At 41.7% G+C, this 18,191-nt stretch carries 14 protein-coding genes; 12 read left to right on the plus strand and 2 right to left on the minus strand.

Annotated features, from left to right (window positions below; all coding sequences use genetic code 11):
* Window positions 1-74: 74 nt before the first annotated feature.
* The 12 genes from gmd (at window position 75) to ugd (ending at window position 16,092) form a co-directional block, all read left to right on the plus strand.
* On the plus strand, window positions 75-1,193 hold the full coding sequence (gmd, locus tag PFH44_RS04230; protein WP_123551685.1) for a GDP-mannose 4,6-dehydratase: 1,119 nt from the start codon (window positions 75-77) through the stop codon (window positions 1,191-1,193).
* Window positions 1,194-1,198: 5 nt separating this feature from the next.
* Window positions 1,199-2,164 carry a GDP-L-fucose synthase gene (gene fcl, locus PFH44_RS04235; protein ID WP_283824385.1) on the plus strand — a complete coding sequence of 322 codons (966 nt, stop codon included), beginning with the start codon at window positions 1,199-1,201 and terminating at the stop codon, window positions 2,162-2,164.
* The gene (locus PFH44_RS04240) at window positions 2,157-2,624 is read left to right on the plus strand and encodes a GDP-mannose mannosyl hydrolase (protein WP_283824386.1); all 468 of its coding nucleotides are present in this window, start codon (window positions 2,157-2,159) and stop codon (window positions 2,622-2,624) included. The genes fcl and PFH44_RS04240 overlap by 8 nt, the downstream gene beginning before the upstream one ends.
* A gap of 18 nt (window positions 2,625-2,642) precedes the next feature.
* Window positions 2,643-3,869 carry a WcaI family glycosyltransferase gene (locus tag PFH44_RS04245; RefSeq protein ID WP_283824387.1) on the plus strand — a complete coding sequence of 409 codons (1,227 nt, stop codon included), beginning with the start codon at window positions 2,643-2,645 and terminating at the stop codon, window positions 3,867-3,869.
* Window positions 3,870-3,929: 60 nt separating this feature from the next.
* Window positions 3,930-5,216, plus strand: a complete 1,287-nt coding sequence (locus PFH44_RS04250) for a flippase (RefSeq protein ID WP_283824388.1) — start codon at window positions 3,930-3,932, stop codon at window positions 5,214-5,216.
* 24 nt (window positions 5,217-5,240) lie between these two features.
* The gene (locus PFH44_RS04255; protein ID WP_283824389.1) at window positions 5,241-6,029 is read left to right on the plus strand and encodes a polysaccharide pyruvyl transferase family protein; all 789 of its coding nucleotides are present in this window, start codon (window positions 5,241-5,243) and stop codon (window positions 6,027-6,029) included.
* Between the two features lie 5 nt (window positions 6,030-6,034).
* The gene (locus PFH44_RS04260; RefSeq protein ID WP_283824390.1) at window positions 6,035-8,464 is read left to right on the plus strand and encodes a hypothetical protein; all 2,430 of its coding nucleotides are present in this window, start codon (window positions 6,035-6,037) and stop codon (window positions 8,462-8,464) included.
* Window positions 8,465-8,515: 51 nt separating this feature from the next.
* The gene (locus tag PFH44_RS04265) at window positions 8,516-9,928 is read left to right on the plus strand and encodes a mannose-1-phosphate guanylyltransferase/mannose-6-phosphate isomerase (protein WP_283824391.1); all 1,413 of its coding nucleotides are present in this window, start codon (window positions 8,516-8,518) and stop codon (window positions 9,926-9,928) included.
* Between the two features lie 16 nt (window positions 9,929-9,944).
* Window positions 9,945-11,321, plus strand: a complete 1,377-nt coding sequence (gene cpsG, locus PFH44_RS04270; protein WP_283824392.1) for a phosphomannomutase CpsG — start codon at window positions 9,945-9,947, stop codon at window positions 11,319-11,321.
* Between the two features lie 191 nt (window positions 11,322-11,512).
* On the plus strand, window positions 11,513-12,910 hold the full coding sequence (wcaJ, locus tag PFH44_RS04275; protein ID WP_283824393.1) for an undecaprenyl-phosphate glucose phosphotransferase: 1,398 nt from the start codon (window positions 11,513-11,515) through the stop codon (window positions 12,908-12,910).
* Between the two features lie 369 nt (window positions 12,911-13,279).
* Complete coding sequence (gene gndA / locus PFH44_RS04280) at window positions 13,280-14,686, plus strand: NADP-dependent phosphogluconate dehydrogenase (protein WP_283824394.1); 1,407 nt, start codon at window positions 13,280-13,282, stop codon at window positions 14,684-14,686.
* 239 nt (window positions 14,687-14,925) lie between these two features.
* A complete protein-coding gene (gene ugd, locus PFH44_RS04285; RefSeq protein ID WP_283824395.1) occupies window positions 14,926-16,092 on the plus strand; it encodes a UDP-glucose 6-dehydrogenase in 1,167 nt (388 codons plus the stop codon).
* A 327-nt stretch (window positions 16,093-16,419) separates the two neighbouring features.
* On the opposite strand, the gene PFH44_RS04290 is transcribed toward ugd, so the two are convergent.
* Together PFH44_RS04290 and PFH44_RS04295 are read right to left on the minus strand one after the other, a co-directional pair.
* Window positions 16,420-16,539, minus strand: coding sequence for a small membrane protein (locus PFH44_RS04290; RefSeq protein ID WP_283824396.1), 120 nt, complete (start codon window positions 16,537-16,539; stop codon window positions 16,420-16,422).
* A 378-nt stretch (window positions 16,540-16,917) separates the two neighbouring features.
* Window positions 16,918-17,922, minus strand: a complete 1,005-nt coding sequence (locus PFH44_RS04295; protein ID WP_283824397.1) for an NAD-dependent epimerase — start codon at window positions 17,920-17,922, stop codon at window positions 16,918-16,920.
* Window positions 17,923-18,191 lie beyond the last annotated feature (269 nt).

Here is an 18,191-nt window from a genome sequence, read left to right on the forward strand (position 1 = left end):
AAAAAACACAACTGAGTTCTAAGTTGTTTTTATAATTTCTTTCAATATAGCTCGAAAATAAATAAGGGAAAGTTATGTCTAAAGTTGCTTTGATTACCGGTATTACTGGCCAAGACGGTTCATACTTAGCTGAGTTTTTACTTGAAAAAGGCTATGAAGTTCATGGGATCAAAAGACGTGCATCCTCCTTCAACACCTCACGCGTAGACCACATTTATCAGGATCCTCACTCCCCAAATCCTAAGCTTCATCTGCATTACGGTGACCTGACTGATACATCGAACTTAACGCGTATTTTGGAGCAAGTTAAACCAGACGAAGTTTATAACCTGGGGGCGATGAGCCATGTTGCTGTTTCATTTGAATCCCCGGAATACACTGCTGACGTTGATGCGATCGGTACATTACGACTGCTGGAAGCAATTCGCTTCTTAGGTTTAGAGAAAAAAACGAAATTCTACCAGGCTTCAACCTCTGAACTGTACGGACTGGTGCAAGAAATCCCACAAAAAGAAACCACGCCATTCTACCCACGTTCACCGTATGCAGTAGCAAAGCTGTACTCATATTGGATTACTGTGAACTACCGTGAATCCTACGGTATGTATGCCTGTAACGGTATTTTGTTCAACCACGAATCTCCACGTCGCGGTGAAACCTTTGTAACCCGTAAAATTACCCGCGCATTAGCAAACATCTCTCAAGGCCTGGAGTCTTGTCTGTATTTAGGTAACATGGATTCTCTGCGTGACTGGGGCCATGCAAAAGACTACGTCAAAATGCAATGGCTGATGCTGCAACAGGAAGTCCCTGAAGACTTTGTTATTGCTACCGGCGTACAGTACTCGGTAAGACAGTTTGTTGAGTTTGCGGCTGCCGAACTGGGTATTACTTTACGCTTCGAAGGTACAGGTGTTGATGAGAAAGGTATTGTAGAAAGCGTTACTGGTGACAATGCCCAGGGTGTTAACGTTGGCGATGTGATCGTGGCAGTTGACCCACGTTATTTCCGTCCAGCAGAAGTAGAAACTCTTCTGGGCGATCCATCAAATGCGCACAAAAAACTTGGCTGGAAGCCAGAAACTACCCTTCAGGAGATGGTCGTCGAGATGGTGCAGCACGATCTGGAAGCCGCTAAGAAACACTCACTCTTGAAGTCTCATGGTTTCAATGTAGCACTGTCTCAGGAGTAAAGTAGATGATTAAAAGCAAGGTCTATGTTGCTGGTCATAAAGGGATGGTCGGTTCGGCCATCGTCAGGAATTTATCTGTCAGGGATGATATAGAAATTATTACCGCTGACAGAAATGAACTTGATTTACTTGATACCAATAGCGTTAACGACTTTTTTCGTAAAAACAAAATAGACCAGGTGTATCTTGCAGCAGCAAAAGTTGGGGGCATTGTTGCTAACAATACTTATCCAGCTGATTTCATTTATCAGAACTTAATGATTCAAAATAATGTTATCAATGCTGCGCATAACAACGGTGTTCAAAAGTTAATGTTTTTAGGCTCATCCTGTATTTATCCTAAACTAGCAACTCAGCCTATTACCGAGGGGCAGTTACTACAAGGAACTCTTGAGCCAACCAATGAGCCTTATGCGATAGCTAAGATTGCGGGTATCAAATTATGTGAGTCTTATAATCGCCAGTATAATCGTGATTACAGATCCGTGATGCCTACCAATTTGTATGGTGAGAACGATAACTTCCATCCGAGTAACTCGCATGTAATCCCAGCGTTGATGCGCAGATTCCATGAAGCCAAACAGCAAAACGCTTCTGAGGTTATCGTATGGGGCAGCGGTAAGCCGATGAGGGAGTTTCTCCATGTTGATGACATGGCTGCAGCTTCTATCTACGTGATGGAGTTAAATACTGAGACTCTTAACCAGAATGTTCAGCCTATGCTGTCTCATATCAATGTAGGCACGGGGATCGACTGTACAATCAGGGAACTTGCAGAAACAATTTCGCGAGTTGTGGGCTTTGAAGGAAAAATTACTTTTGATGCCGAAAAACCTGATGGCGCTCCCCGCAAACTGCTGGATGTGAGCCGCCTTCAGAATTTGGGATGGAAGTACAGTATTGACCTAGAAGAAGGGCTCACAAAGACATATCAGTGGTTTTTAGCTAACCAGGGTAAATTCCGTGACTAGAGTTTTTTTGGATGATAGTATTTTCAAAATTATTGTTGAACATGCTCCTCTGATTTCAATTGATCTCATTATTGAAAATTCTAATAGTGAAATTTTACTAGGTGAAAGGGTCAACAGACCTGCTAGGGGTTATTTGTTCGTTCCCGGTGGACGGATAAGAAAGGATGAGACAATAAATGAAGCTTTCACTCGACTAACTCAAATGGAATTGGGGATTGCCCAGTCATTGAGTTCAGCTAAATTCCTTAGTGTTTATCAGCATTTCTATGATGATAATTTTTCTGGGAGTGATTTTTCAACCCATTATATTGTTTTGGGCTATAAGCTCTTTCTGAATAATGATGAGCTTAAACTCCCAGTGGAACAACATTCGTCATATAGTTGGATACCGAAAGCTGATATTCTTAATCATCCTAAAGTGCATGATTATACTAAGGATTATTTTCGAACGACTTCATAACATTTTATCTGAGTCCATATGAAAATATTAGTCTATGGTATTAATTACGAGCCGGAACTTACTGGGATAGGTAAGTATAGCGGAGAAATGAGCCGGTGGTTTGCTGATAACAACAATGAAGTTACCGTTGTTACGGCTCCACCGTATTATCCTGAATGGAAACTGACTAAACCCTATAAGAACAGATATAGTAAAGATGTTGTCAATAATATATCTGTTTTCCGCTCGCCACTTTATATTCCGACAAGACCAGGGTTTGTAAAACGAGTTGTTCACCTGTCCTCATTCGCTTTAAGTTCCAGTTTTAACTTATTGCGGCTGTTGAAGCTCAAGCCTGATGTTGTGATATATGTAGTGCCAACGCTTTTCTGTGCATTACCGGTATTGATTTACACCAAGATCACAGGCGCTAAATCTGTTATTCATATACAGGATTATGAGCTTGATGCAATGTTTGGCCTGGGAAGCAGTAACGGAAAGGGAAGTAAGTTATCGTCCTTTCTATTTTATTTGGAAAGTAAGATACTTAAAAAGTTCGATAGAGTATCTACTATCTCCAAAAATATGCTGAACAAAGCAAGAGCTAAGGGCGTTGAAGATAAAAACCTTGTTCTCTTTCCTAACTGGTCTGAAACCGACAGGTTTAGAAATGTCGTCGTGTCCGGGGATTTTTACTCAGAACTTGGCATAAGTGTAAGAAGTAAAATTGTTTTATACTCGGGCAATATTGGTAAAAAACAAGGCTTAGAGAATTTGATACCTATAGCCAAAAAGTTTGAAGACGAGGATATCGTCTTTCTAATTGTAGGTGACGGCGTAGGTAAAAAAGATCTGTATGATGCATCGGTTAGTGCAGGTTCGAAGAATATCTTATTTAAGCCTTTGTTACCGTATGAACAGTTACCAATGCTGTTAGCTATTGCTCATTGTCATCTGGTAATACAGAAAAGAGGTGTTGCTGATGCGGTTCTACCTTCAAAACTAACTAATATACTTGCTGCCGGTGGACAGTCTGTAATTACAGCTGAAGCTGACACAGAATTAGGTCTGGTTTGCAGGGATAACGAGGGGCTTGCGGTTCTTGTAGAACCTGAAAATGAACTGGCTCTTGAGAAAGGTATCAGGAAATGCTTGCAGTTGCCTAAGTTTAATCAAGTTGCTCAACTTTATGCTGAGAATAATCTTGCAAAGGAAAATGTAATGGCGAGTTTTCTTGCTGAGCTTCAGAGATTGTCAAAAATATAACTGTAGATTTTAGTATCGATTAAGGACAAGCAAGCAGGGATTGCTTTAGCTGGAGTTATAATGAAAAAACTTACTTCTAATATAGCTTTTCTGATGTCGGAAAAGGTTATTGTTTTACTTATTGGTTTGCTGTCTAATGTAGTCGTTATTAGATATTTAGGCGTTGAGAATTTCGGTAATCTCGCTCTATTTCAGGTTTATTATGCATTAATAGTATCGATCACTGAGTTTGGGCTGAGAAGAGTATACTCATCCTTGCAGAGTATAAAAAGGGAGAAGCTAGTTTTCCTGCAAACTCTTAAAATAAAACTACTGATCTCATTCATCTTCAGTCTGATAGTGGTTGCATTTATTGGCCTTCGTGGGGATGAAACTTATTATTATTGGCTTTTACTTGCTGTTCTTGCATCTCCTTTGGAACTTTATGTTTATCATTTTGAAGCCAATCTTAAAAATGATTTATTGGTTAAAATTAGAGTTACCGTTGCGATAGCGTTAGCAATTCTGAGAATTGTTTTGTGTTTGTTAAAAGCTGATCTGTATCTTATTGCTATTTCATTCGCATTAAATAACTTAATCATAAATATCATATGCTGCTTCTTGGTTACAAGAAGAGAGAAGTTTTTAGTAAAAATAAAAAGCAACTCTGCTAAAAAGGTAATCACGAAGCATATATTCGAGAGATCGTTTTTCTTCTGGATCTCAATGGTTATCGTGCAAGTTAACATGCGAACAGACCAGCTGATGTTATCCAGCATTGCAACTGTTGCACAGGTGGGGATCTATGCAGGGGCATATAAGTTAATTGAACAATTAATGGCAGTGCCGAGTATTTTGTCTTCAGTATTCCTTCCTTTTATAAGTAAGAACAAAGATATCAATAAAGATGAGTATTTAACGAAACTTTATGCATTTATTATCGTTACTACGCTAGTAATCTCTATACCAGCGGCATTGTGTGCTCAGTATATAATACCGCCCTTATTAGGTAAGGGCTTTGAAGCGTCCGTACCGGTGTTTCAGATACTTTGCCTTTCATTCCCATTCCTTGCTTTAGCGAATATCAGCGGTTTGTACTATAGTCTTAATATGTTGGAGAAATTTGCAGTCTTCCGTAATGCCTGTGGCCTTGGCTCAAGTTTGATCCTTAACTATATTTTCATAAAAGAGTTTGGTACTAACGGTGCAGCTTTTTCCGTAATGATTAGCTACTTCTTGATATCATTCGTTTACGAATATGCACTTAAGCAAACCCGTAAGAATGCGGTCATGAAACTAAAAGCACTAAAATTGATTTTCACTCCGCATTTCTATTCAGGTTTACGCTCTTTAGTTAAACCCCGATAGCTATTTATACTTATAGAGGGAAGTATGCTTAACAGTATTATCAAAAACAAACAAAAAAAGAACGTCTTCTGGTGGGAACCTAAAGATGGTAGCCATAATGCAGGAGATCATTTAGGGAAAGTTATTGTTCAGTCTGTATTGAGCACGCGCGATCTTGAAATTTTTGGGAAAAATTCTTCACGTAACACACTCTTCAGTATCGGCTCGGTTATGCATTTTGCCAAAAATGGTGACTGCATTTGGGGCACGGGAATCAATGGCAAAATTGATAAATCAAAACTTAAATTTAACAGCTTAGATGTTCGTGCTGTTCGGGGCCCTAATACCAGAGATTTTCTGAAGAAAGAGAAGGGTATTATAGCACCGGAAGTTTTCGGCGATCCGGGATTGTTACTACCACTGTTTTATAGCAAGGAGTTATTAACTGATAGTCAGCTACAGAAAGACTTTATCGTCATACCCCATATGAATGAAGACTTTAATTTGTACTCTAAATATAAAAGCAATATTTGCTCACCTAACCAAGGCGCAATTGGGTTCACTAAAGAAATCGTCAATAGTAAGTTTGTTATTTCAAGTTCTCTGCATGGCGTTATTTTGGCTGAAGCCTACGGCATCCCTGCTGTGTTTTTAAGTGCGAATAGTGGTGAGTCACAGTTCAAATATGATGACTATTACTTTGGTACCGGGCGTAATACTTATGCACGCGCAGAGACTGTTGAAGAAGCGTTCGACTTGCGCACAGACGCAATTTCTGACCTGCAAAGTATTCAGTCAGGTCTGCTAGAAGCATTTCCATTCGACCTGTGGTGATATGAATGAAGCGACGAGATTTGATTAAGTTAATCCTGGCAGCAATTTATTTTAATACATCTTTTAAAGTGTTTGCGTCAGTAGATATCACTGATGAAAATAACAATGTAGATAAAAATGAGCCCCAGAAGTCAGATCTCGTTGTTGTTGACTTTATCAGTGATATGATTAAGTTAGATAATGTCTCTGACGGGCAGAATATTACGGTTAGAAATCACTCATCTGGGTTACCATATGATACACCCGCCGTGTTCACAGTTATAACTAATGATAAATTCGTTAAGGAAAATGCAGGAACTTGTTTTTCTGGTGTATCCGGAGTCAAATTTATCAGAGAATCCAGTTCTCCGCTGGAGGTAAATTGGTTTGGTGTAACGGAAAAGAATATTAAGATAAAAAATTTAGTTAGTGAAAGTGATAAAGAAATTTTGAGAATAATAAAATCTGTCACTGGAAAAGAGTACGCTGATGGAGACTATTTCAATAACCTGGCATTAGCAGCCGCATTTAAAGCCTGTGGTGATGGCCAACAGGTTGTACTGGGTAATAACAAAAAATACATGGTTAATAAACCTGTGGATTGTTATTCATGTCTGAACATTGACTTCCAGAATTCAACATTAAAAGCCGATGCAGATATGCCCGCTGGCAGTTATATTCTGAGCATCGGAAAACAACTTGACTCTGTTAAAGGTGAAGGTCTTTACCTCGAACAGGGTAGTGCTAAATTATTACTCCCTGAATCGGTTAAGAAGAGCAATTTCAAACCGGGCGATCTTATTAGTTTGAAATCAACCGATATCAGAAATGGTGAGCAGTATAAGAATATTCGTCCATATCATCACGGTATGCGAGCGGTGATCAAAGAGGTGGGTGATTCTTATTTAATTTTTGATAGACCAGCCTATTCATCATTCAAGATATCGGAAATTATCATACACAAAGGTTCAAATTCGACCAGTCTGTTAAATGCGAATATAGATCTACAGGCATCGCAAAAGGTCATTCCGCCTTTATCGGGCGTGAAGCTCACCGGCACTAATATCAATATCAATAATGTAAAAGTACTGGGTAATGAGTTTTGTGGTGCAGGTTTGCTTGTGCTTGGCTGTAAGTCCAGAGTTGTGAATACCTTCGTTTCTGGCTTCTGTAATGTTCAGGGGTTACCGCTGCCGGGACGTGTCGGCTATGGCATCTATGTTGATTGCAGTGATACCCGGATCGCGCAAAGTCATTTTGAGAGCAACAAACATCACGTGACCTGTGCTTCCCGCGACTTTGTTATGTCGGACATCACTGTTACGGATTGCACTGCAACTACCTCAGACAAAGATATCCATAACGATGTAAATGCCAGTTTTGATCTACACTCAAATGTAATAGGTAAAATTGAGTTTCATCATTTAAAAATTACCACCAAAGGCCCCGCCTTTAATATTAGAAACGGGCAAGCTACCATCACAGATTGTGTTATTTCATCATCCAGATATAATAAGAACACTCCTGCACTAATTAATGTTTTTGAGTATAAGGATGTCAGCACTATCTCTTTTGAGAGAAACAGGATTTATTGCGGTGAAAATATTCGGCTTTTCCATTTCGGTGAGATGTCAAAAATTGAAAATATATCTATAATAAATAACTCAGGAAATGTTGCTGGTATTTTTGATGCGGATATTATGGGATGCGATATCAATAGCATTAATATTACCGGGAATCGATTCAATAAAATGATGTTTCTTCTTAATTTTAATTCCAAAAATAAAAAATCAAATATAAGAAAGATTAAACTTGTCAAAAATGTTTTCATCCAGTCTGCTAACTCAAAAAGCAGTAATGGCATAATGATAAACCTGTCCTCTGACAGTCAAGACAGTTTCAATATAGGTGATTTTACAATAAGCGACTCTAACTTCTTTGTGAAAAAACATGCTGTAAGTATTGTTAATGTTTCGATTATCAACGGTTTGGAAATCGTCAAGACCAAAATGAAATCGTACCAGGGCGTAGGGGTTGTTTCTTTGCATTCTAGCTATGTTAATTCATTTGCTATTAATGACCTGATTTCCAATAGTACTTTGTCCATACCTGTAACCGATAGTGGTACGCGGGGGGTTAAAAAGTTTGAACTATTGAACTCGGAGATAGCAAGCGTAGAGTTTGATCTCAGTGAAGTTGGTCAAAAGAATGCAAAAATCAATGCGGTAATTAATGGCAACAGACTGGGCTCTGATTCTACTTCTCCAATACAATTTAAAGCAGGTCAGGTTCAAATATTAGAAGAGTTTTCTGTTTCTAACAATGATTTTATCACTAACAGGGGATTGCCGGTATTTTCTCCTCCAGGGATAATAAACAATAGTCCTTTTAAAGGTAATAGACTTTCTAATTCGCTGGGTGAAAAAACTGAAACACGCTCACTCACTAATTGGTAAAGATAAAGCCATTCTCAAGAATATTTAATTTAATTGTTTAGAGGGAATATAATGATCGTTCCAGTAATAATGGCTGGCGGTACCGGTAGTCGTTTATGGCCTATGTCTCGTGAGTTGTATCCAAAACAATTTCTGCGACTCAATGGTGACCAGTCAATGCTTCAGGATACCGTATCCCGTCTGGATGGTTTAAATGTCTCGGCCCCGATGTTGATTTGTAATGAACAACATCGTTTTCTGGCAGCCGAACAACTACGGCAAATCGATCGTTTATCAAATAATATCATTCTTGAGCCTGTAGGGCGTAATACCGCTCCAGCTATAGCTCTGGCTGCATTGAGTATTATTGCCAACGGTCAAAACCCGCTGATGTTGGTTCTTGCTGCTGACCATGTTATTGAAAACACCCAGGCATTTCACCAGGCCATCCATGCAGCTTCGCCGCTCGCTGAGCAGGGGAAACTGGTTACATTTGGCATCGTTGCTGCAGGCCCTGAAACGGGTTATGGCTATATCCAACGTGGGGATTCGTTTGGCGAGTCGGCGTTTAATGTAAGACGTTTTGTTGAAAAACCTGATTTGGCAACTGCTGAAGAGTACCTTGCCAGTGGTGAATATTATTGGAATAGCGGCATGTTCCTGTTTAGCGCAGAGCGTTATCTGCAAGAACTTACCGCCTTCAGACCTGACATACTGGAAGCCTGTCAGAAGGCAATGTCTGGCATTAAAATTGATTCCGTGCAGGACTTTATTCGGGTTGATCTAGAGGCATTTTCTAACTGCCCGGATGAGTCTGTTGATTACGCTGTAATGGAAAAGACATCAGATGCAGTCGTCATTCCATTAGATGCCGGATGGAATGATGTAGGTTCATGGTCAGCTTTATGGGAAGTTAACGAGCAGGATAGTAATGGCAATGCCCTGACCGGAGACATCTTTACCCACAAGACGTCAAACTGCTACATAAACACGGATGATACTCTGGTTGCCGCTATCGGTGTTGAGAATCTGGTGATTGTTAATACCAAAGACGCAGTCTTGGTGATTGATAAATCGCAGGTACAGGATGTGAAGAAAGTTGTGGAGTTCCTTAAAACAAATAACCGCCGCGAATATCGTCTTCACCGCGAATCATATCGCCCCTGGGGGCGTCAGGATAAAGTCGTTGATACCCAGCGCTACCAGATAAACAGAGTCACGGTAAAGCCCGGGGGCAAGTTCTCGCTGCAAAAACATTTGCACCGAGCCGAGCATTGGGTCGTTTTGGCGGGTACGGCTGAAGTTACCCTTGAAGATAAGACTTATCTGTTAACTGAAAATCAGTCAACATTCATCCCGATCGGCTCTGTTCATATGCTCGAAAACCCCGGTAAAATTCCCTTGGAACTTCTGGAAATTTCATCAGGGTCATATTTAGGCGAAGACGATATTATCCGATTAAAAGATCACTACGGCCATTGCTAACATCTGGGAAAAGTTTATGTCTGATACATTGAAATGTTTTAAAGCTTATGATATTCGCGGAAAACTAGGTGAAGAATTAAACGAAGAAATTGCATATCGTATTGGACGTGCATATGGTGAATATTTAAAACCTAAGCAAATGGTGTTAGGCGGCGACGTCCGTCTTACTAGTGAAGGGCTTAAACTTTCACTCGCAAAAGGGTTGCAGGATGCAGGAACTGATGTTTTAGATATTGGCCTTGCAGGCACTGAAGAGATTTATTTTGCCACATCGCATTTGAATGTTGACGGGGGGATAGAAGTTACCGCCAGCCATAATCCGTTAGACTATAACGGGATGAAATTAGTCCGAGAGCAATCTAAACCCATTAGCGGTGATACCGGTCTCAGAGATATTCAGAAGTTAGCAGAAGCCAATAATTTTTCTGCTGTAAATGAAGCGCAGCGCGGCTCATATAAACAAGTATCCGTTCTTGAGGCCTATATCGAAAAGTTACTAAGTTATGTAGATTTGAAGAACTTCACCCGCCCGCTTAAACTGGTAATAAACTCAGGAAATGGTGCAGCAGGCCATGTTATTGATGCCATAGAGTCGCGTTTCAAGGATGCGGGCATCAATGTTGAGTTCATTAAAGTTCATCATGCTGCCGATGGTAACTTCCCTAACGGTATCCCTAATCCTCTACTGCCTGAATGCCGCCAGGATACAACAGATGCGGTTATTACGCATCAGGCAGATATGGGGATTGCTTTTGATGGTGACTTCGATCGGTGCTTCCTTTTCGATAATGAAGGCAATTTCATCGAGGGTTACTACATTGTCGGCTTGTTGGCTGCCGCTTTCCTGGAGAAGAATCCGGGAGCAAGAATCATTCACGACCCGCGCCTGAGCTGGAATACAGTTGATATTGTTGAACAAGCCGGTGGTATTCCAGTGATGTCCAAAACTGGTCATGCTTTCATTAAAGAGCGCATGCGTCAGGAAGATGCGGTCTATGGCGGTGAGATGAGCGCCCATCACTATTTCCGTGATTTCTCTTACTGCGACAGTGGCATGATTCCGTGGTTACTTGTCGCAGAATTGTTGTGTGTTAAAAGCAAAACATTAAGCCAGCTTGTCGGCGATCGTATGACTGCATATCCCGCTTCTGGTGAAATTAATAGTTCGCTGGCTGACCCTGCTAAAGCAATTGCCCGCGTACTTGCCCGATATCAAGAAAGCGCACTCAATGTCGATTATACTGACGGTATTAGCCTTGAGTTCGCTGACTGGCGCTTCAACTTGCGTAGTTCGAATACTGAACCGGTCGTTCGTCTGAATGTTGAGTCAAGAGCGAATGAAGTTTTAATGAGTAAGAAAACAAAAGAAATTTTAGATATCCTTCGCTCATAATTACTTATTGAGTGGTCGGCCTGCTATGCCGATCGCTCAATTTATTGTTGAGTTGCAGCTTAATAAGAAATTATTGCAATGGTTAATAGGTAACGTTTTTAAATTCTATTCCTTTATCTTTTAATCTGTATTTTTTTTTCGTACCCTCACTTTAGGTTGTTGACCTACAGCTAACATGAGTGAAAAATAGAATGACAATTCTACATCATCGTACACGTTCAAATGCAAATGCCTCATTGATCTCAATGGTTCAGAGGTTTTCAGATATTTCAATAATTTTCTTAGGGTTGTATGTTGTTTCATGGATTAACAACAGAGATTTTGACTATAAACATATATTAATTGCTCTTATGGTTTTGGTCGTGTTTCAAATGATTGGTGGTATGACGGATTTTTATCGGTCATGGCGTGGTGTTAAAATTTCGGCCGAGCTTATTCTTATAATCAAAAATTGGACTCTTAGCATTCTCTTAGCTATGGGCTTCGTCTCGCTGTTACCTGATTTTGATTTTAGTGTTAATGTTTTTATCTTCTGGTATATTTTTGTTGTCCTTGGTTTTATTATATGCCGTTCGACTATACGTTTAGGAGCTGGTGTACTTCGTAAACTTGGATATAACACACGCCGAGTTGCTGTTGTTGGTTCTACACCGGCAGGTATAAGCCTTCTTCGTGGTTTTCTAGATGAACCTTGGCTTGGGTTTGTAGTTAAAGGTATATACGATGATAATCCTTTAGCTGACTATGGAGATGTTCCGTTTGGCGGTTCGTTATCTACTTTAATCCAGGAAGCTCGTGATGGCAACATAGACCGTATATACATTGCGCTTAGTATGAAGGATGAGCTCCTTATTAAGAGTCTAGTTGCTAAGCTAACTGACACTACATGCTCGGTGCTGCTAATTCCTGATATCTTTACTTTCAATATTCTCCAGTCGAGGACAGAAGAGATTAATGGTGTGCCGGTTGTTCCACTCTTTGATACGCCGCTGAATGGCATCAACATGCTTTTTAAGCGTCTTGAGGATATTATTGTTTCTAGTGTTATTCTCATTCTAATTTCACCGGTTTTATTTGTTATTTCTTGTGCTGTCAAATTTTCATCACCAGGGCCTATTATTTTTAGGCAGATTCGATATGGTATGGATGGCAAGCCAATAAAAGTTTGGAAATTTCGTTCAATGACCGTTATGGAGAATGACGATAAAATAATTCAGGCTACTAAAAACGATATCAGGGTAACTAAGGTTGGTCGTTTCTTACGGAGTACCTCTCTTGATGAGTTGCCCCAATTTATAAATGTGTTATTGGGTCAAATGTCTGTTGTAGGACCACGCCCACACGCAGTTTCTCATAATGAGCAATATCGTTCTTTAATTCAAGGCTATATGTTAAGGCATAAAGTTAAACCAGGAATTACAGGCCTGGCACAGATTAATGGTTGGCGGGGTGAAACCGACACCCTTGAAAAAATGGAAAAGAGAATCGAATATGATTTGTTGTATATCCGTGGTTGGAGTATTTGGCTTGATCTTAAAATAATATTCCTAACTGTTTTTAAGGGTTTTATTAATAAGTCGGCATACTAGCTTGTTGTTTTATTTATATCGAGCAAACAGCGCTCAAGAGCTTTTTTGAGTGAATGGATGATATATTTTCAGATCGAGATGGGATGAATGCTGGTTGGAGTGGAGTGAAAGATCTCGCATCCAATCTTTAAGGGCAAGTGCTGCACTATTTGTTGTTTTCGGTCATGAGAAAAAACACAGTTAATTCTTAATGATAAATTTATGCCTTCAAGGAAAGGAAGTTATATCTAATTTTTTATCTTTCTGATTTTACTGGTTTTTTTGTCTTGGAATATTTTACACTATGCGCTCTATCAGCTTTGAGCTAACATAATCATCACATTTAAACTGCGAACGTGTCGCAGTGACCACACCAGACAGGAGTATGTAATGTCCAAGCAACAGATCGGGGTTGTCGGTATGGCAGTGATGGGGCGCAACCTTGCGCTCAACATCGAAAGCCGTGGTTATACCGTCTCTGTTTTCAACCGCTCCCGTGAAAAGACTGAGGAAGTGATTGCCGAGAACCCAGGCAAGAAACTGGTCCCACATTATACCGTCAAAGAGTTTGTTGAATCCCTTGAAACTCCGCGCCGTATCCTGTTAATGGTGAAAGCGGGTGCAGGTACGGATAGTGCGATCGATTCCCTCAAGCCGTATCTGGATAAAGGCGACATTATCATTGATGGGGGTAACACCTTCTTCCAGGACACTATCCGCCGCAATCGTGAACTGTCTGCTGATGGTTTTAACTTCATAGGTACCGGTGTTTCTGGTGGAGAAGAGGGCGCACTTAAAGGCCCTTCTATTATGCCTGGCGGTCAGAAAGAAGCCTATGAGCTGGTAGCGCCAATCCTTGAGCAGATCGCCGCTCGAGCTGAAGACGGGGAACCTTGTGTTGCCTATATTGGTGCTGATGGTGCGGGCCACTATGTGAAAATGGTTCATAACGGCATTGAATACGGTGACATGCAGCTCATTGCAGAAGCGTACGCTTTGCTGAAAGGCGGCCTTGCACTGTCGAATGAAGAACTGGCTACAACCTTCACTGAGTGGAACAAAGGTGAGTTAAGCAGCTACCTGATAGATATCACTAAAGACATCTTCACTAAAAAAGATGACGAAGGTAAATACCTGGTTGACGTGATTCTTGATGAAGCGGCCAACAAAGGTACCGGTAAATGGACTAGCCAGAGTTCTCTGGATCTGGGTGAGCCTCTTTCCCTGATCACAGAGTCCGTATTCGCTCGCTATATCTCTTCTCTGAAAGATCAGCGTGTTGCCGCCTCTAAAGTGTTGACTGGTCCGCAGGCGCAACCGGCTAGTGATAAAACAGAATTTATCGAGAAAGTGCGTCGTGCTCTTTATCTGGGTAAAATTGTTTCCTATGCGCAGGGCTTCTCTCAGCTGCGTGCTGCATCTAATGAATACAGCTGGGACTTAAACTACGGCGAGATTGCCAAAATCTTCCGCGCGGGCTGCATTATTCGTGCCCAGTTCCTGCAAAAAATCACAGATGCTTATGAAGAGAATGCAGGCATCGCTAACCTCTTACTAGCTCCGTACTTCAAACAGATTGCGGATGAATACCAGCAGGCGCTGCGTGATGTAGTTGCTTATGCTGTACAGAATGGTATTCCGGTACCAACTTTCTCTGCTGCTATCGCATACTACGACAGCTATCGCTCTGCAGTTCTGCCGGCTAACCTGATTCAGGCTCAACGTGATTATTTTGGTGCGCATACTTATAAGCGTACCGATAAAGAAGGTGTATTCCATACCGAGTGGATGGAATAATCATAGTTTGTTAAACTAATTAAAACCCGGTTAATCCCTAACCGGGTTTTTTCTATAAAGTTCTTTCAATTCAAACACTGTTGTTGTGATTGTCCGTCCCCCTTTAAGCTATTCAGTTTGCTCTCATACAAAAAGGTCTGTCTTGACATGCAGTCAGTCGGAGAGTAAAACCGCCACAAGTGTTGATTACCAGGGTGGCAAATTGCCATTGTCCAGTTAACTGATTAAAGTGTGATCGAATGAAAATTACTATTTCCGGTACCGGTTATGTTGGTTTATCGAACGGCATCCTGATTGCGCAAAACCACGAAGTGGTCGCGCTTGATATCGTTCAGTCCAAAGTAGATATGCTTAACCAGAAGATTTCTCCGATTGTTGACAAAGAGATCCAGGAATATCTGGCCGTAAAACCGTTGAATTTTCGTGCGACAACTGACAAGCAGGACGCTTATCGTAATGCGGACTATGTCATTATCGCTACCCCGACTGACTACGATCCAAAAACGAACTATTTCAATACTTCTACCGTTGAAGCCGTCATTCGTGATGTGGCCGAGATTAACCCTGCTGCGGTTATGATTGTTAAATCGACCGTTCCTGTTGGTTTTATCCGTGATGTTAAAGAGCGTCTCGGGATTGATAACGTTATTTTCTCTCCAGAGTTCCTGCGCGAAGGACGTGCGTTGTATGACAACCTGCACCCGTCTCGTATCGTTATTGGTGAGCGTTCCGAACGTGCTGAACGATTTGCCAATCTTCTGAAAGAAGGGGCGATTAAACAGGACATTCCAACGCTGTTTACTGATTCGACCGAAGCAGAAGCGATTAAACTGTTTGCCAATACCTACCTTGCTCTTCGCGTTGCCTATTTCAATGAACTGGACAGCTATGCTGAGAGCCAGGGCCTTAACAGCAAGCAGATCATTGAAGGTGTGTGTCTGGATCCGCGCATTGGGCACCACTATAACAATCCTTCGTTTGGCTATGGCGGCTACTGCTTGCCAAAAGATACCAAACAGTTGCTTGCAAACTATGAATCGGTACCGAACAACATCATTGGCGCTATCGTTGATGCTAACCGCACCCGTAAAGACTTTATTGCCGATTCAATTCTTGCCCGTAAACCGAAGGTGGTTGGCGTTTATCGTCTGATAATGAAGAGTGGTTCAGACAACTTCCGTGCGTCCTCTATCCAGGGCATCATGAAGCGCATTAAAGCCAAAGGTATTCCGGTTATTATTTACGAACCCGTCATGCAGGAAGAGGAGTTCTTTAACTCCCGAGTAGTTCGCGATCTGGAAGCTTTCAAGAAGGAAGCTGATGTCATCGTGTCTAACCGTATGGCTGAAGAACTTGCTGACGTCGCTAATAAGGTTTATACGCGCGATTTGTTCGGCAACGACTAGCGTTTCGATGATCATGACTGGCGGTACCTGCCGCCGGTCTGTTTTAACCATCTCCTTTTAGACCCCCTTCTTATTTCTTCCTGTACTGTCCCTACCATCAAAAAATTGTGATGTAACCCGTAATCTAGCACTCCATCCATTGCACCGTCCGAACAGGTCGGATATGTTGTATCTACCTTGTGAAGAGCTACCGTCACTGTGATGTAGATGCTGGAGATAAGCGCCGGAAGGTAAAACGAAGCCTGCAATGCAGGCTTTTGTTATTTTTGTGGCCTGATGAATTTGGTATATTACTGACTGAATTTTTAGATTAATTAGCCAAAGAGTTCATACCGAAAACAAAAACGATAATTTGGTTCTTTTTCTATCCTTTACATAAGAAATTAAAAAATAAACAGAAACATCGAACAGCAAAGCAGCAACAACTAAGAAGAATAGGTTTTCCATAAGATCTACTAGAGCGAAAGTAACGGAAGTAAATTATTATATTGAAATTAAAAGACTGATAGAAACTATCTTTAGCGTAATGACATGGTTTCTTTCCAGGAAAATCCCCGTACGGTAATTGTGTTTTTTTATGGGGAATGAAAAACTAAACGTTCAAAAGAAAATTGGCTTAAGCTCTGGCTTTTTAGGTGAAAGTTACAATTTTAGTCTGCCATAAAGAAGCAAGCGCACTTCTCTTCGATGAGGGTAAAGGCTCTGTGGTTGATGAGATATAAACTTTTCGCATCAGTGAACAAGGTTAGGTGCCAGAGGGGAGGAGCGATACTCGACGAGAGAACCGCAGCTTATGCCGCTGCGGTTGAGAAACTGATTGCGCGATTATGCCTTGTAGTAGGCTTTATACCAGTCGACAAAATTCTGCACGCCTTCTTTGACGGTAGTCTGCGGCTTGAAGCCCACCAGCTCGTACAGCGGCTTCGTATCCGCGCTGGTTTCAAGCACATCCCCCGGCTGGATAGGCATCATGTTTTTCTCAGCGATCATTCCCAACGCCTCTTCCAGGGCGGTGATGTAATCCATCAGTTCAACCGGAGAGCTGTTGCCGATATTGTAAACACGATATGGAGCCGAACTGTCTGCCGGAGAGCCATTCTCGACGCTCCACTCTGGGTTCGGCTGCGGGATAACATCCTGGACGCGTACAATGGCTTCCACAATATCGTCAACGTAGGTGAAATCACGCTTCATCTTGCCGTAGTTGTACACGTCAATACTCTTGCCTTCCAGCATGGCTTTGGTGAATTTGAACAACGCCATGTCCGGGCGACCCCATGGGCCGTATACGGTGAAGAACCGCAGTCCGGTGGTCGGGATGCCGTAAAGGTGGGAGTAGGTATGCGCCATCAGCTCATTCGCTTTCTTGGTGGCGGCATAGAGTGAAACCGGATGGTCGACCGAGTCGTCGGTTGAGAACGGCATTTTACGGTTCAAACCGTAGACGGAACTGGACGATGCGTACAGCAGGTGTTCGACCTTATGGTGTCGGCAACCTTCCAGAATGTTCAGATAGCCGATCAGGTTGGAGTCGGCGTAGGCATAAGGATTTTCCAGCGAGTAGCGAACGCCAGCCTGAGCGGCCAGATGGATCACGCGGTTAAACTTCTCTTCTGCGAACAGCTCTGCGATGCCCTGGCGATCGGCAAGATCAACTTTATGGAAACTGAAAAGGGAGGATTGCAGTAAATCCAGACGCGCCTGCTTAAGATTGACGTCGTAGTAATCATTCATATTATCGAGACCAACAACCTGGTGACCCGCCTCAAGAAGGCGCTTGCAGGTGTGGAAACCGATAAATCCTGCGGCTCCAGTGACTAAAAACTTCATGTTCATCCTCCGGGTTGGTTGTTCCCCGCTACATATAATTGCCGATTTTACACCGGGTTGCCCTGGGGGTCATCTGCTTTCCCGTTTCAGTATCTTTATTGAGCTGCCGGAGGACGGGAGGCAACTTAAAGATTGGCGGGATTTTTACAGCATAATTCCGCATATTAATTTATGCAAATAACAATCATTATCATTATGCTGTAGGTTAGCAACATAATAGTACCTATAGTTTCATATATCGATAATTGACGGTCCGCCGAAAAAGTACT

The sequence above is a fragment of the Klebsiella sp. Ech2A genome (assembly GCF_030078455.1).
Classification (GTDB): domain Bacteria; phylum Pseudomonadota; class Gammaproteobacteria; order Enterobacterales; family Enterobacteriaceae; genus Klebsiella; species Klebsiella terrigena.

Coding starts and splice junctions, on each gene's coding strand:
- gmd (WP_123551685.1), top strand. CDS start 75: ATGTCTAAAGTTGCTTTGATTACCGGTATTACTGGCCAAGACGGTTCA.
- fcl (WP_283824385.1), top strand. CDS start 1,199: ATGATTAAAAGCAAGGTCTATGTTGCTGGTCATAAAGGGATGGTCGGT.
- PFH44_RS04245 (WP_283824387.1), top strand. CDS start 2,643: ATGAAAATATTAGTCTATGGTATTAATTACGAGCCGGAACTTACTGGG.
- PFH44_RS04250 (WP_283824388.1), top strand. CDS start 3,930: ATGAAAAAACTTACTTCTAATATAGCTTTTCTGATGTCGGAAAAGGTT.
- PFH44_RS04255 (WP_283824389.1), top strand. CDS start 5,241: ATGCTTAACAGTATTATCAAAAACAAACAAAAAAAGAACGTCTTCTGG.
- PFH44_RS04260 (WP_283824390.1), top strand. CDS start 6,035: ATGAAGCGACGAGATTTGATTAAGTTAATCCTGGCAGCAATTTATTTT.
- PFH44_RS04265 (WP_283824391.1), top strand. CDS start 8,516: ATGATCGTTCCAGTAATAATGGCTGGCGGTACCGGTAGTCGTTTATGG.
- cpsG (WP_283824392.1), top strand. CDS start 9,945: ATGTCTGATACATTGAAATGTTTTAAAGCTTATGATATTCGCGGAAAA.
- wcaJ (WP_283824393.1), top strand. CDS start 11,513: ATGACAATTCTACATCATCGTACACGTTCAAATGCAAATGCCTCATTG.
- gndA (WP_283824394.1), top strand. CDS start 13,280: ATGTCCAAGCAACAGATCGGGGTTGTCGGTATGGCAGTGATGGGGCGC.
- ugd (WP_283824395.1), top strand. CDS start 14,926: ATGAAAATTACTATTTCCGGTACCGGTTATGTTGGTTTATCGAACGGC.
- PFH44_RS04290 (WP_283824396.1), bottom strand. CDS start 16,539: ATGGAAAACCTATTCTTCTTAGTTGTTGCTGCTTTGCTGTTCGATGTT.
- PFH44_RS04295 (WP_283824397.1), bottom strand. CDS start 17,922: ATGAAGTTTTTAGTCACTGGAGCCGCAGGATTTATCGGTTTCCACACC.